Origin of the sequence: Curtobacterium sp. MCBA15_004 (assembly GCF_001865055.2) — a bacterium.
In the GTDB taxonomy this organism is placed as follows: Bacteria; Actinomycetota; Actinomycetes; order Actinomycetales; family Microbacteriaceae; genus Curtobacterium.
Window position 1 is genome coordinate 400,768 of sequence record NZ_CP126266.1, and the last position, 13,729, is coordinate 414,496.

The 13,729-nt window shown below is 69.2% G+C and carries 11 protein-coding genes; 5 read left to right on the forward strand and 6 right to left on the reverse strand.

The annotated features are described in order from the left end of the window. Genes QOL16_RS01950 through QOL16_RS01970 form a run of 5 tightly spaced genes read right to left on the reverse strand, consistent with a single transcriptional unit; the run spans position 1 to position 7,098 of the window. The gene (locus tag QOL16_RS01950; RefSeq protein ID WP_083394955.1) at positions 1 to 1,710 is read right to left on the reverse strand and encodes an ABC transporter ATP-binding protein; all 1,710 of its coding nucleotides are present in this window, start codon (positions 1,708 to 1,710) and stop codon (positions 1 to 3) included. Next, positions 1,694 to 3,607 carry a gamma-glutamyltransferase family protein gene (locus tag QOL16_RS01955; protein ID WP_071283592.1) on the reverse strand — a complete coding sequence of 638 codons (1,914 nt, stop codon included), beginning with the start codon at positions 3,605 to 3,607 and terminating at the stop codon, positions 1,694 to 1,696. Before QOL16_RS01955 ends, QOL16_RS01950 begins: the two co-directional genes overlap by 17 nt. A gap of 10 nt (positions 3,608 to 3,617) precedes the next feature. Beyond that, entirely contained in the window at positions 3,618 to 4,493 is an 876-nt protein-coding gene (locus QOL16_RS01960) for an ABC transporter permease (protein ID WP_071283558.1), read from the reverse strand. Beyond that, positions 4,490 to 5,443, reverse strand: coding sequence for an ABC transporter permease (locus tag QOL16_RS01965; RefSeq protein WP_071283555.1), 954 nt, complete (start codon positions 5,441 to 5,443; stop codon positions 4,490 to 4,492). Before QOL16_RS01965 ends, QOL16_RS01960 begins: the two co-directional genes overlap by 4 nt. Beyond that, positions 5,440 to 7,098 (reverse strand): ABC transporter substrate-binding protein, encoded by a 1,659-nt coding sequence (locus tag QOL16_RS01970; protein ID WP_071283552.1) that lies wholly within the window; start codon positions 7,096 to 7,098, stop codon positions 5,440 to 5,442. Before QOL16_RS01970 ends, QOL16_RS01965 begins: the two co-directional genes overlap by 4 nt. Before the next feature lie 236 nt (positions 7,099 to 7,334). Here QOL16_RS01970 and QOL16_RS01975 point away from each other — a divergent pair, with 236 nt between their 5' ends. The 4 genes from QOL16_RS01975 (at position 7,335) to QOL16_RS01990 (ending at position 11,361) form a co-directional block, all read left to right on the forward strand. Beyond that, positions 7,335 to 8,435, forward strand: coding sequence for a type I restriction endonuclease (locus QOL16_RS01975; protein ID WP_071283548.1), 1,101 nt, complete (start codon positions 7,335 to 7,337; stop codon positions 8,433 to 8,435). Positions 8,436 to 8,608: 173 nt separating this feature from the next. Continuing rightward, the gene (locus QOL16_RS01980) at positions 8,609 to 9,262 is read left to right on the forward strand and encodes an SLATT domain-containing protein (protein ID WP_139266357.1); all 654 of its coding nucleotides are present in this window, start codon (positions 8,609 to 8,611) and stop codon (positions 9,260 to 9,262) included. Positions 9,263 to 9,265: 3 nt separating this feature from the next. Continuing rightward, positions 9,266 to 10,630, forward strand: a complete 1,365-nt coding sequence (locus QOL16_RS01985; RefSeq protein ID WP_083394954.1) for an RNA-directed DNA polymerase — start codon at positions 9,266 to 9,268, stop codon at positions 10,628 to 10,630. Between the two features lie 101 nt (positions 10,631 to 10,731). Beyond that, the gene (locus tag QOL16_RS01990) at positions 10,732 to 11,361 is read left to right on the forward strand and encodes a DNA alkylation repair protein (RefSeq protein ID WP_071283545.1); all 630 of its coding nucleotides are present in this window, start codon (positions 10,732 to 10,734) and stop codon (positions 11,359 to 11,361) included. 54 nt (positions 11,362 to 11,415) lie between these two features. Here the strand turns inward: QOL16_RS01990 and QOL16_RS01995 are convergent, their stop codons facing one another. After that, the gene (locus QOL16_RS01995; protein WP_071283542.1) at positions 11,416 to 12,234 is read right to left on the reverse strand and encodes a polysaccharide deacetylase family protein; all 819 of its coding nucleotides are present in this window, start codon (positions 12,232 to 12,234) and stop codon (positions 11,416 to 11,418) included. 298 nt (positions 12,235 to 12,532) lie between these two features. On the opposite strand from QOL16_RS01995, the gene QOL16_RS02000 reads away from it, so the two are divergent. Next, complete coding sequence (locus tag QOL16_RS02000) at positions 12,533 to 13,723, forward strand: zinc-dependent alcohol dehydrogenase (RefSeq protein WP_071246466.1); 1,191 nt, start codon at positions 12,533 to 12,535, stop codon at positions 13,721 to 13,723. Positions 13,724 to 13,729 lie beyond the last annotated feature (6 nt).

The following is a 13,729-nucleotide window of genomic DNA, read 5'->3' on the forward strand; positions in this document are numbered from 1 at the left end:
TCACGCCGCCGCCTCGGCCAGACTGCGGCCGGGGATCGCGTCGAGCAGGTCCTTCGTGTACTGCTGTTGCGGGTCGTCGAACACCGCCGCGACCGTGCCCCGCTCGACGACCTCGCCGCGGCGCATCACCACGACGTCGTCGGCGATCCGGCGGACCACCCCGAGGTCGTGCGTGATGAACAGGTAGCTCAGCCCGAGGCGGTCCTGCAGCTCGTCGAGCAGCGTCAGGACCTGCTCCTGCACGAGCACGTCAAGCGCCGACACCGCCTCGTCGAGGATGAGCAGCTCCGGCTCGAGCGCCAGCGCCCGGGCGATCGCCACACGCTGCCGCTGCCCGCCGGACAGCTCGTTCGGCCGCAGCTGGGCGACCTCGCGGGGGAGGGCGACCTGCTCGAGCAGCGTGCACACCCGCTCGGTGCGCGACGCCCGGTCGCCGATGCCGAACACCCGGAGGGGCTCGTCGATGATCCGCTCGATCGTGGACGTCGGGTCGAGCGAGCCGTACGGGTCCTGGAACACGGGCTGCACGCGGCGCCGGACCGCACGACGCTCGGCTCCCCGCGCGGTGCCGACGTCGTGGCCGTCGACGAGCGCGCTGCCCGAGGTCGGCGTCTCGAGCCCGAGCACGATCCGCGCCACGGTCGTCTTGCCCGAGCCGGATTCGCCGACCACCGCGGTCGTGGTGCCCCGGCGCACGGTGAACGACACCCCGTCGACGGCGCGCAGTGTCCCGGCGCCCCGACCGCGGAGCCGGTACTCCTTCACCAGGTCGGAGACGACGAGGATCGGCTCGCCCGTGGTGGTCGGCTCCGGGGCGACCCCGGACAGCGCGGGCGCCGCCGCGATGAGCCGCTTCGTGTACTCGTGCTGCGGGTCGCGGAGGATCGCCCCGGGTGCCCCCTGCTCGACGATCTCGCCGTCGAGCATGACGACGACCCGGTCGGTCCGGTCCGCGGCGACACCGAGGTCGTGCGTCACGAACAGCAGCGTCGTGCCGTGCTGGTCCACCAGGGTCTGCAGGTGGTCGAGGATCTGCCGCTGCACCGTGACGTCGAGCGCGCTGGTCGGTTCGTCGGCGATGAGCAGTTCGGGCTGCCGGGCGAGCGCGACCGCGATGAGGATGCGCTGCCGCATGCCGCCGGAGAACTCGTGCGGGTACTGGTCCGCCCGGCGCGCGGCCTCGGGGATGCCGGCCTCGGTCATCAGCTCGACCACGCGCCGCCGGACGGCCGACCGGCCTCGGAGTCCGCCGGCCCGGAGCGCGTCCGCGATCTGCGCACCGACCCGCATCGACGGGTTGAGGTTGGTGGACGGGTCCTGCGGCACCAGGCCGATCCGCCCGCCACGGACGCGCCGCATGAGCGGCTCGTCGGCGTGCGCGACGTCGTCGGCGCCGAGCGTGATCTCGCCGCCCGTGATGTGGCCGGCACCGGGCAGCAGCCGGAGCAGCGCCGCGATGAGCGTCGACTTGCCCGACCCGGACTGCCCGACGATCGCGACGCGCTCGCCGCGGCGGACGTCGAGGTCGACGCCGTGCAGCACCTCGCGGTCGCCGAACGCGACCCGCAGGTCGCGGACGGAGAGCAGCAGGTCGGCCGCGTCCGTGCCCCGGCTCGCGTCGGTGGTCGTCGGGGCGGCCGGGAGGCGCGGCGTGCGCCCGGTGGTCGTCTCGCTGTCGTGCGTGGTCCGGTCCTCAGCGTCCTGCGGCATAGCCCTGTGCTCCTCGTGGGTTGGCGGCGGCGCCCAGGACGCCGGTGGCGGGGTCGCGCGTGACGCACGACAGGCGGCCGAGCGACCAGTCGCCGGCGCGGGTGACGACGTGGCCGCGGGCCTGGAGCCCGGCGATCACCTCGTCGCCGAGACGGTCCTCGACGACGAGGCCGCCGGGGGTCCAGGTGCGGGGCCAGAACGACCCCGGGAACGACGTGGTGTGCAGCGCGGGGGCGTCGATCGCCTGCTGCGGGGAGTACCCGCCGACGATCGTGCGGAGCAGGAAGAGCAGCTGCCACTGGTCCTGCTGGTCGCCGCCGGGGGAGCCGAGTGCCACGACGGGCTCGCCGTCCCTGAGCACGAGCGTCGGGGTGAGCGTCGTGCGCGGGCGGGCCCCGGGCGTGAGCGTGGAGGCGGTGCCCTCCTCGAGCCAGGTCATCTGCAGGCGGGTACCGAGGCAGAAGCCGAGCTCGGGGATGGTCGGGGACGACTGCAGCCAGCCGCCCGAGGGCGTGGCGCTGACGATGTTGCCCCAGCGGTCGACGACGTCGATGTGGCACGTGTCGCCGCGGGTCTCGCCGGTCGCCATCACGATCGGTTCGCCGCGGTCCTCGTCGGTGGGGGCGTCCTCCGCTGGGGCCGCGACGGCTGCGGGGGTGCTGCCGCTGTGGGCTCCCGGGACGGTGGGCTCGCCGACCCCCGCGATCGGCTCGCCGCCCGGCGTGTACGTCTCGCGGAGCGGCGGGAGCGTGCCGCCCGGCACCGAGACCGTGCCCGGGCGGAACGCGTGCGAGGCGCGGTCCTCGATCAGGGCACGGCGCGCGGCGGAGTAGTCGTCCGACAGCAGCTCGGCCATCGGGACGTCGCGCTCGCCGTAGTGCACCTCGCGGTCGGCCATCGCGAGCTTCTGCGCCTCGGCGATCGTGTGCGCGCCGAGGACGGTCGACGGGTCGAGATGCTCGTCGTCGAGCGGGTCGAGCAGCCGCAGGGTCTGGAGCAGCGCCGGACCCTGGCCCCACGGGCCGGTCTTCGCGATCGTGTGGCCGCGGAACTCGGCGGTCGTCGCGGGTTCGGTCGACGCCCGGAACGCCGCGAGGTCGTCCGCGGTGAGCACCCCCGCGTGGTCGGTCCCTGACGCGTGCCGGTGCGGCCGCCGGACGAACGCGTCGATCGCCTGCGCGACGGAGCCCTCGGCCCACTCGGTGCGGGCCGCGTCGATGCGCGCGACGCGCGCGTCGTCGGCTGCACCGGCGTCGAGACCGGCCCCGGCCTGCACGAGCCGGTCGAGCACGGCGGCCCACGCTTCGTTCCGCAGGACGGTCCCGGGGACCGGCACCGCGCCTCCCGGCAGCCAACGGTCGGCGGAGGTGGGCCAGTGGTCACGGAACAGGTCCTGGACCGTCGCGATCGTCGCGACCACCCGGGGTGCGACCGGGTGACCGTCGCGCGCGTAGCCGACGGCGTACGCCAGGACGTCGGCGAGCTCCCACGTGCCGTGGTCGCGGAGCAGCAGGAGCCATGCGTCGACCGCGCCGGGGACGGCCGCGGCCAGCGCGCCGGCCCCGGGGACCAGGTCGAGGCCCTCCGCTCGGAAGTGCTCGACCGTCGCGCCCGCGGGTGCCGGACCCTGCCCGACGAGGACCGTCGGTGTCGGGTCGGCGGCCGTCGCGAACACGGCGGTCAGGTCGCCACCGGGACCGTTGAGGTGCGGCTCGACGACCTGCAGGACGAAGCCACCGGCGACGGCCGCGTCGAAGGCGTTGCCGCCGCGTTCCAGGACGGACTGCGCGGTCGCGGTCGCGGTCCAGTGCGTCGCGGCGGCCATGCCGAAGGTGCCCTGCAGGTCCGGCCGGGTCGTCTCGGTCGGCGGGGAGGTGAAGGCGGGATTGTGGGACATGGTGCTGGTGCTACTTCCGGTCCGAGGCGGTGGGGTCGAGGGCGTCGCGCAGGGCGTCGCCGAACAGGTTGAAGCCGAGGCAGATGACGGCGATCGCGACTCCGGGCACCACCGCGGCCCACGGTGCCTGGCCGAGGTACTGCTGGGCGTCCGAGAGCATGATGCCGAGGCTCGGGGTGGGCGGCTGGATGCCGAGTCCGAGGAAGGACAGCAGGGCCTCGCCGATCACCGCGACCGGCATGATCACGGTGGCCTGCACGATGATCGCGGACAGGCAGTTCGGCAGCACGTGCTGCGCGATGATCCGGGCCCCGCCGGCGTCGAGGGTCCGCGCGCTCGTGACGAAGTCGGCGCTCGTGATCCGGAGCGTCTCACCGCGGACGATGCGGATCATCGCGGGAACGTGCGAGATCCCGATCGCGACCACCGCGTTCGTCAGGCTCGGGCCGCTGATCGCCGCCAGGCTCACCGCGATGATGAGGAACGGGAACGCCAGGGCCACGTCGGTCAGGCGCGAGACGACCGCGTCGAGCCACCGCCAGTAGCCGGCGAGCAGGCCGAGCGGGGTGCCGACGACGACCGCGAGCAGCACGGACAGGACGCCCACGACGAGCGAGACCTGGATGCCGTACAGCGTGCGCGACAGGACGTCGCGGCCGAGGTCGTCGGTGCCGAGCCCGAAGCCGACCGTGAACGGGACCTGGAACGGCAGGTCGAAGTGCGTCGCCGTCGGGTCGTGCGGCGCGACGAGCGGCGCGGTGACCCCCGCGAGCACGACGACCGCGAGCATGATCCCGCCCGTCATGCCGAGGCGGTTGGTCCGCACCTGCCTCCAGACGCGGCCACGGCTCGACCCGAGGTCGAACGGCGCTGTGATGGTCGTCATGCGGTACCTCCCGCGCGGATCTTCGGGTTGATGACCGAGTACAGGACGTCCACGGCGAAGTTGATGAGGACGTAGCCGAGCGTGATCACGAGGACGACGGCCTGGATCACCGGGTAGTCGCGGGTGAACACGGCGTCGAGCGTGAGCTTGCCGAAGCCCGGCAGCGCGAAGATGCGCTCCGTGACGACCGCGCCCGAGATGAGGCCGCCGAGCTGCAGGCCGACGATCGTCACGACGACGATCATCGAGTTGCGCAGGCCGTAGCGGAACAGCACCCGCGGGCGGCTCAGGCCCTTCGCGCGGGCGGTCCGGACGAAGTCGGTCTTCATCGTCTCGATCATCGACGCCCGGGTCTGCCGCATGATCACGGCCGCCAGGGACGTGCCGAGGATCAGCGCCGGGAGCGTCAGGTGGTGCAGGGCGCCGAGCGGGTCGCTCGTCACCGGTACGTACCCGGACGCGGGGAACCACCCGAGGCCCGCGGCGAGCCACACGATCGCGAGGATGCCGAGCCAGAAGTTCGGCACGCTCAGGCCGACCAGGGCAGCGGCGTTCGCGATCCACTCGGGCCAGCGGCCCCGGTACCGCTCTGCGAGGGTGCCGAGCGCGACGCCGACGACGACCGCGACGACGATGGCGTACAACGCGAGCCACAGCGTGACCGGGAGCGTCGCGCCGAGCAGCTCGGTGACGGGTGTGCCGGTGCGGGTGGACTGGCCGAGGTCGCCCTGCAGCGCGTTGACGACGAAGCGCCAGTACTGCACGAGCAGGGAGTCGTCGAGCCCGAGGTCGGCGCGGACGGCGGCGAGCCGTTCGGGGCTGGCCTCCTCGCCGGCCAGCGCCAGGGCCGGGTCGCCCGGCAGCTGCCGGACCCCGAAGAACACGACCACCGAGGCGAGGACGAGCGTCAGCGCCGCCTGCCAGAGCCGGGTGAGGACGTACCGGGTCACTTGCTGCCGCCTTCCACGAACGCCGCCTGGCTGAGTCGGACCACGCCGTCGGCGTAGGTGGAGACCCCGGCGACGTCCTTGCTCACGCCGGTGATGCTCCGGGTCCGGTAGAGGTAGATGATCGGGTCGTCCCGCTGCACCTTCGTGACGAGCTGGCCGTACAGGTCGGCGCGCTCCCGCTGGTCGGTTGCCTGCGCCGCGCGGGTGATCAGGTCGTCGACCTCGGGGTCGCTGTAGCCGGGGTAGTTGTTGCCGCCGCCGGTGCCGAGGAACGAGCCGATGTTGCCGTGCGGGTCGACCCGGCCGGACCAGCCGAGCTGCAGCGCCTGGAAGTCGCCGCGGGTCTGGTCGTCGAGCAGGGTCGTGTACTCGACCGGGGTGATCGTGATCGCGAAGCCACCGGCACGGGCCTGGGCCTGCAGCGCCTGGGCGAACCGGACCGTGTCGGGGGTGTTCGTCACCTCCATCGCGATCGGGAACGGCTGCTCGACCCCGGCCTGCTCGAGGAGCTCCTTCGCCCGCTCGGGGTCGTACTCCGGGCAGGCCTTGCTGGCGTCGGTCGCGAAGGCGCTCGTGTCCGGGATGGGGGAGCACGCCACGTCGGCCCAGCCGCGGAACACGCTCTGCACGAGCTCGGCGCGGTTGATCGACATCGACAGGGCCTGCCGGACCTTCGCCGACCGGGCGAGCGGAGTGCCGAGGGGCTTCGGGTCGGTGCCGACGCCGTCCTGGTTCGCGAGGTTGATCGTGATGCCCTGGTAGCCGAGCGACCCGGTGCGCAGGACGCTGAGGTCCTTGCGCTTCCGCAGCTCGTCGACGTCCTGGGTCGAGATCGTGTCGGCCATCTGCACGTCACCGGACTTCAGGTTCTGCGCGCGGATGCTCGCGTCGGTGATGATCCGGTAGGTGATCGTGTCGAAGTGGGCGCTCGCCGGGTCGTGGTAGTGCGGGTCGCGCTCGACCGTGATCGAGGTCTGCGGCACGCGCTCGACGAACTTGTACGGGCCGACGCAGACCGGGTGGTCGCCGAAGCCGTCGCCCTCCTGCGCGAGTGCCGTCGGCGACATGACCATGCCGGCGCGGTCGGCCAGCGCCGCGGTGATCGGCGCGAACGGCGTCGCGTAGTGCAGCCGCACGGTGTGGTCGTCGACCGCCTCGACGCTCGTCACCGGCCCCATCTCGCTCTTCCGGCTCGAGTCGTCCTTCGTCAGGTTGCGTTCCAGCGTCGTCACCACGGCGTCGGCGTCGAACGGGGTGCCGTCGGCGAACCGGTAGCCGGTGTGCACCGGGAACGTCACGGTCTTCCCACCGTCGGACACCGTCGGCAGTTCGGTCGCGAGCATCGGGACGACGGTGCCCTCGGCGTCGATGTCGTAGAGTTTCTGGCACATCGTCTCCATGACGTACCGGGTGTAGAGCGATGACGAGGTGGTCGGGTCGAGCCGGTCCGGTTCCGCGGAGAGGGCCATGACGAGGTCGCCGCCCTCGCGGACCTGCTGGTCACCGATCGCGACGGTGGTGACGGTCCCGGCGGTCGAGCCGCCGGCCTTCGAGCGTTGGACCGGGACGCAGGCGGTGAGGGCGAGCGTGGCGGCCAGGGCGACGGCGGGCACGGCGAGCAGTGTCCGGCGGCGTCGGGAAGAGGTCTGGGACATCGTGTTCCTGGAGCTGCGGTGTGCGTGGCGACTCTTGTGGAGTCACGCTCAGGAGTGCGGTGATTGCATACAATCACGGATCGTCGTTCGGTTTTGTATACGTTTCGTTTCCGACTTGTAACGCATTGCTGTGTCCATCGAGGGCTCGTTCCGAGGTGCCCCTCGCTCTGGGGCTCGGCGAGGTCCTCGAGTTGACGAGCGGTCACTTATCCTGAGTGCGAAGACAGGAGTGGACGATGGAGTTCGAAGAGCGTCTCGCAGCGCTGGCCACGAAGGTGCAGAACCAGCGCCAGGCGATCCAGACCGAGGAGGCCACGAAGAACGCGTTCGTGATGCCGTTCATCTCGACGATCCTCGGGTACGACGTGTTCAACCCGTTGGAGGTCGTCCCGGAGTTCACGGCCGACGTGGGCGTGAAGCGCGGGGAAAAGGTCGACTACGCGATCATGCGCGACGGCGAGGTCCAGATCCTCATCGAGTGCAAGAAATCGACGGAGCCGCTCAAGATCGAGCACGCGTCGCAGCTGTTCCGGTACTTCTCCGTCACGAACGCTCGCATCGCCGTGCTGACCAACGGTGAGGTCTACAACTTCTACACGGATCTCGACGCGCCGAACAAGATGGACGATCGACCGTTCCTCGTGCTCGACCTCGCCGACATCGACGAGACGCTCCTGCCGGAGCTCAGCAAGCTCACGAAGGACGTGTTCGACCTCGACTCGGTCATCAGCGCGGCCGAGGAACTCAAGTACGTCGGCGCGCTGAAGCGTGCCATCGCCGCACAGTTCCGTGAGCCGGAGGAAGACTTCGTCCGGCTGTTCGCGTCGCGTGTCTACGAGGGCAGGTTCACCCAGGAGGCGCGGAGCCAGTTCACGACGCTCGTCGCCAAGGCGTCGAAGCAGTTCCTCAACGAACAGGTGAACGATCGACTGAAGACGGCGCTCGGCGCGTCCTACACGGCGCCGATGGAGCAGGCCGCGTCGGTCGAAGCTCTCTCGAGCGCACCGGTGGTCGAGGACGACATCGACCGTGACACCGAGATCGAGACCACTCCTGAGGAACTCGAGGGGTACCAGATCGTCAAGGCGATCGCCTGCAGTGAGGTCAAGCCAGAGCGCATCGTCCACCGCGATCAGAAGTCGTACTTCGCGATCTTGCTCGACAACAACAACCGGAAGCCGATCGCGCGGCTCTGGTTCAACGGCAAGAAGCAGAAGTACATCGGGCTGTTCGACGAGAACAAGGTCGAGACACGTCATCCGATCGACTCTCTAGAGGACATCTACCTCCACGCTGGATCGCTTCGTTCAACCGTGTCGCGCATGGAAGCTTCCTGATGTGTCATCATAGGCAAGGCTTCGGTCACTGCCTGGCTACGGCTGGGAATGTGAAACATGCAGGGTGACACCTGCGCGCTCCTGCGGGGGCTGAGCTCACTACTGGTGGGCGATGAGCATGGTGTGCGAAAGGTAGTCCTTTCGCGACGTTGAATCGGAGTGGCCGAAGCCCCATGTCAGAGGTATCTAGAGATGAACTCTCGAAGCTGCACAATCGTGTGGCGCGGACCTATCATGCACATCTATCGATGGCTAAGCGCCTGCAGAGACGCGACCGGCTTTGGAACGCGGCGCTCATTGTCCTGAGTTGTGTTTCGGTCATTGCCGCCGTGGCCCTCTTAAGCGATGAACGGATATATGGCGAACGAGGCGACCTGCTCTGGGCGTCTATCGGCATCGTCACCCTTGCAGTGACGCTTGTGGTCACTAATGCTGATTATCGGGTTCGATCCACAAATGCTTTTACTGAGTACCGAGAGTTGCAGCGCCTATGGGTAGATCTTGATAGGGTGGTGTCCAGATCAAATGATACGGCGGAACGCCTTCATGCGGCGGACGACCTTAATGCGCGCTACCAGAAATTGCTGGACATGATTCCCAACCACTCGGGCGCAGATTTCTTTGCAAATATGACCATTTTTTCGAGGGAACATCCGTCATTCAACAGGTGTGACTGGTCCCATTTCGAAGCCTCTAGATGGGATCGCGTGAATATCTATGGCGCCAGACTGGCGAGTGGAACGCTAACCGCGTTGCCTGTCGTGTTGGCGATCACCGCACTTGCCGCTCTAGTTCCAGTCGCCGGCGGCATCTTCAGCAAGGGCTGATCGATGGTTAGCGAAAGGCGATGGCAGAAGGCGGTGACGAGGGCTCGGCTGCTGGAGGCTTGGACTAAAATCGAGAGTGGCGGCGGGTCGGGTAGGGATGGGATAAGTCCTGAACAGTTTGCGGGCGTTCTTAAAACAGAAATCCGCTTAATCAATCGTCGACTACGCCACTTCGATTACAGCTTCCAGCCATATGTTGAGGTGCTGAAATCGAAAGGGGCGGGCAAAAATCCGCGGGTTGTCTCACTCCCTTCGGTTCGCGATAGGATCGCGCTCAGGGTGAAGGCAGTTTTCCTTCGTGAAGTGCATCCTGATGCGTCGATGCGTCTGCCGCAGGACGTGGTAGCCGCTCTGATTTCTCAACTTGAGAAGGATCGCTGGTCCCACTTCGTCAAGTTGGATGTTAAAGAGTTCTATCCGTCGATCTCTCACGAGTTTCTACGAGCACGACTGACGCAGATCTTCCGCAACGAGAAGATAGTCGATCTGTTCATCAGCGCTGTGGAGGCCCCTACGGTCGCGAGGAGGGCGGTTCGCCCGCGAACTAGTAGTACACGCGGCGTCCCGCAAGGCCTAGCCGTGTCGAATGGTATGGCCGAAGCAGTCATGCAGCTGTTGGACGATCACGTGGCGGCCAGCCCCAATGTTGCTGGCTTCAGGTTCGTTGACGACATAGTGCTACTCGGAGAGAGCCTGGCTGAGCTTCGCATCGTTACGGGACAGATCCGCCAAGTCGCGGCGTTGGCAGATTTGGAAATCCACGGCGATCATAATGCAGAAAAAAGCAAGTCGGGGAGTATCGCTGATGGCTTCGACTTCCTTGGCTATTCGTTCGAGTGGCCGAGAATATCGGTGCGTAAGGGTTCGATATCTAAGCTTGAAGGGCGCATAGCGCGAAGCTTCACGGCCTATCGGTATGCTGTGGCCAGAAACCCGAAGGATGAAAGCTGGCAGACGATCTGCCGCAATCGCCTGCAGTGGCACCTCGATCTGGTCATCAGTGGCTTCGTTCTTGAAGGGCGACGCGTTGGATGGCTGGCGTACTTCTCACAGATCCGCAATTTGAAATTGCTTAGACGCCTTGATGAGCTGGTAGCACAGAAGGCCGTCCGTTTCGGTGTTGGCGACATGAGGTTCAAGTCGTTCGTTCGAGTTTACCGAGTTGTCTCATCGCGACGTAACGACAGTTCGGGATACCTGCCGGATTTTGATGTGATGCCGGTTGAGGAAATGCGAATTGTACTTGTTGACATTTTCAACCAACCGGGCGCAGTCCGGCTGTCTGAAGATGACGTGCGGGCGCGCTTCAAGCGTCGGATTAAGAAGCTGTCTCGCGAACTCGAATCCGATGTTCCGAGCTATCGGTAACAGCAAACGCGCGTGACCGCTGCCTTTGGTCCTTCGTGGCTTCGTTAGGTGAGTAGGGAAACGTTCAGGCTGCAAGTGAATGAAGGTCAGGTGGAGGTGAGGTGACGCGCCTCCCATGTGACGCCGAGGCGGTCCTCGCCGCCCTCGCCCGCACGTCCGGCGACGTCCCGGGGGCCCGCCGGGTCGCCCGGCAGTTCGCCGACCTCGACGCGGGCGAGCGCTCCGCACTGCTGTGGAGCGAGGACGCCGGGGCTCGGCTCGTCGCGGTCCTGCTGCTCGTGCAGGCGATGCGCGATCGGCCCGACGCCGAGCTGATCGACGAGTACCTCGCCGCCGCGAAGGCCGAGCGGTTCGAGGACCCGGCGCTGGTCGACCTGGCAGCCGAGGAACTCGTCGGCGCCCCGCTCGTCGGCGGCTCGACCGGGCCGCTGTTCGCGCTCGCGAAGTCCGACGTGGCGATGGTCCGGCGGATCGCGGTCGTGGCGACGCTGGCGTTCGCGAAGCAGGGCGACGCCGAGGTCCCGCTCGGGATCGCCGGCCGGCTCGTGCGGGAGCGCACCGAGACGGTGCAGTCGGCCCTCGGGTGGGTGCTCCGCGAGACCGGGAAGCGGGCGTCCGAGGAGTCGCTCGTCGCGTTCCTCGAGCGGCAGGGGCGGTTCCTGACACCCGCGGCCCGGGCGACCGCGACCGAGCACCTGCCCCCGGCGGAGCGGGACCGGCTGCGCGGCTGACCGCCCGGCCGCTGCGCCGCCCGCACCCTCGCGCGCCACGCGGGCCGGACGGCGTCAGCGCGCGAAGACGTCGTCGAGCGTGTACGTCGCCAGACCCCGCTGCTCGAGCAGGGCGTGCAGCCGCGGCAGCGCCTCGATCGTGCCGGGGTGGTTCGCGTGCCCGATCACGATGTGCGCCGGCTGGAACCACTGCTCCGCGAAGCCGAGGATCTGGTCCGCGGTGATGTCGCCCGAGTCGGCCAGGGTGCCGTACCAGAGCAGGGGCGTGGTGTAGCCGACGGCCGCAGCGGCCCGGTCCACCCGGGCGTCGTGGTAGCCGAACGGCGGCCGGAAGTACGGCTTCGCGTCGACGCCGAAGGTGTCCTGGATGAACGCGTGGTTCCGTGTCAGCTGGTCCTGGACCGCCTGGTCACCGAGCTTCGTCAGTGCCGGGTGGTCCCACGTGTGGTTGCCGAGCTGCACCTGCCCGGAGGCGACGAGCGGCCGCAGCAGGTCGGCGTGCTCGGTCCACGCCGGGCGGACGCCGTTCACGAAGAACGTCAGGCGCGTGCCCGTCTCCGCGGCGAAGCGGGCGTAGGCGCCGACGACGTCCGAGGAGGCCCCGTCGTCGACCGTCCAGGCGATCCCCGGCGTGCCCTCGGGGAGCCCGGTCACGGTGCCGGGCGGCAGCGGCACCTTCGTCAGCGTGGGCCGCGTCGGCGTCGGCGTCGGCGTCGGGGTCGGTGTCGCCGTGTGCGTGGGAGTGGAGGGCGGCCGCGCCGACGGGGAGCGTCGCGGCCCGTCGGACCCCGGTGAGCAGGCCGCGAGGAGCCCGGCGGCGAGGGTGCCGGTCGCGCTCGCGAGGAGCGTCCGGCGCGTGGTGCTGTGGTCCATCGCGCCCAGCGTGACGCGCGCGGGGTGCGGCGCGCATCGGCGGTCGGGCGGAGACCGCGCTGGCCGACCGGCCAGGACGTCGGACACGGGACGGGAGGCGCGGTGCGGGCCCGCCGCGCCGGTGCGGTCGGGCGACGGGGCCGGGACCGGGACCGGGACCGGACCACGGTGCGGGCCCGCACCGACGGTGCGGCCCGGGGACGGGGCTGGGAACGCACCACGGGGCGGGCGCGTACCGACGAGGGTGACGTGGGCCGCGCCTCCAGGCCGGCCCCGAGCTCCACGAGAGGAATGCCACGTGCGCGCACTGACCTGGCAGGGCACCGAGAAGGTGTCCGTCGAGACCGTCCCCGACCCGACCATCCAGGAGCCGACCGATGCGATCGTGCGGATCACGTCGACCGCGATCTGCGGCTCCGACCTGCACCTGTACCGGGTCCTCGGCCCGTACATCGACAAGGGCGACGTCCTCGGGCACGAGCCCATGGGCATCGTCGAGGAGGTCGGCTCGGCCGTCACCAACCTGAAGGTCGGCGACCGTGTCGTCATCCCCTTCAACATCTCGTGCGGCCACTGCTGGATGTGCCAGCACGGCTTCCAGTCGCAGTGCGAGACGACGCAGGTGACCGAGTACGGCACCGGCGCCTCGCTGTTCGGCTACACGAAGATGTACGGCCAGGTCCCCGGCGGGCAGGCCGAGTACCTGCGCGTGCCGCACGCCGACTACGGCCCCATCAAGGTGCCGGACACCGGTGCCGACGACCAGTGGCTGTTCATGAGCGACATCCTCCCGACCGCCTGGCAGGCCGTGCAGTACGCCGACGTGCCCGAGGGTGGCACGCTCGCGGTGCTCGGCCTCGGCCCGGTCGGCCAGTTCGCCGCGCGGATCGGCAAGCACCTCGGCTACCGGGTGCTCGCCGTCGACCCCGAGCAGGTCCGCCGCGACCTCGGCGCGAAGCACGGCATCGAGGTGTTCGACATGTCGGACGACCTCGTCCCGCAGCTCGTCGACCTGACCGACGGCCGCGGGCCCGACGGTGTCGTCGACGCGGTCGGGATGGAGGCGCACGGCAACCCGGTCGCCGGGTTCGCGCAGCGCGCCGCGGGCCTGCTGCCCGACAAGCTCGCCCAGAAGGCGATCGAGACGGCCGGCGTCGACCGGCTCGCGGCGGTGCACACCGCGATCGACCTGGTGCGCCGCGGCGGCACGGTGTCGCTCTCGGGCGTGTACGGCGGCATGGCCGACCCGATGCCGATGATGACGATGTTCGACAAGCAGATCACGATCCGCGAGGGGCAGTGCAACGTCCGCCGCTGGGTCGACGACCTCATGCCGCTCGTGTCCGACTCCGCCGACCCGCTCGGCACGCTCGACCTGACCACCCACCGGGTGTCGCTCGAGGACGCGCCGCACATGTACTCGGTCTTCCAGAAGAAGGAGGACGGCTGCATCAAGGTCGTGCTCGACCCCGCGATGGCCGCCGCCTGATGACGG

Excerpts from the sequence above, each read along its gene's own strand:
- QOL16_RS01975 (WP_071283548.1), top strand. The coding sequence starts at position 7,335 with ATGGAGTTCGAAGAGCGTCTCGCAGCGCTGGCCACGAAGGTGCAGAAC.
- QOL16_RS01995 (WP_071283542.1), bottom strand. The coding sequence starts at position 12,234 with ATGGACCACAGCACCACGCGCCGGACGCTCCTCGCGAGCGCGACCGGC.
- QOL16_RS01955 (WP_071283592.1), bottom strand. The coding sequence starts at position 3,607 with ATGTCCCACAATCCCGCCTTCACCTCCCCGCCGACCGAGACGACCCGG.
- QOL16_RS01985 (WP_083394954.1), top strand. The coding sequence starts at position 9,266 with ATGGTTAGCGAAAGGCGATGGCAGAAGGCGGTGACGAGGGCTCGGCTG.
- QOL16_RS01970 (WP_071283552.1), bottom strand. The coding sequence starts at position 7,098 with ATGTCCCAGACCTCTTCCCGACGCCGCCGGACACTGCTCGCCGTGCCC.
- QOL16_RS01950 (WP_083394955.1), bottom strand. The coding sequence starts at position 1,710 with ATGCCGCAGGACGCTGAGGACCGGACCACGCACGACAGCGAGACGACC.
- QOL16_RS01960 (WP_071283558.1), bottom strand. The coding sequence starts at position 4,493 with ATGACGACCATCACAGCGCCGTTCGACCTCGGGTCGAGCCGTGGCCGC.
- QOL16_RS01980 (WP_139266357.1), top strand. The coding sequence starts at position 8,609 with ATGTCAGAGGTATCTAGAGATGAACTCTCGAAGCTGCACAATCGTGTG.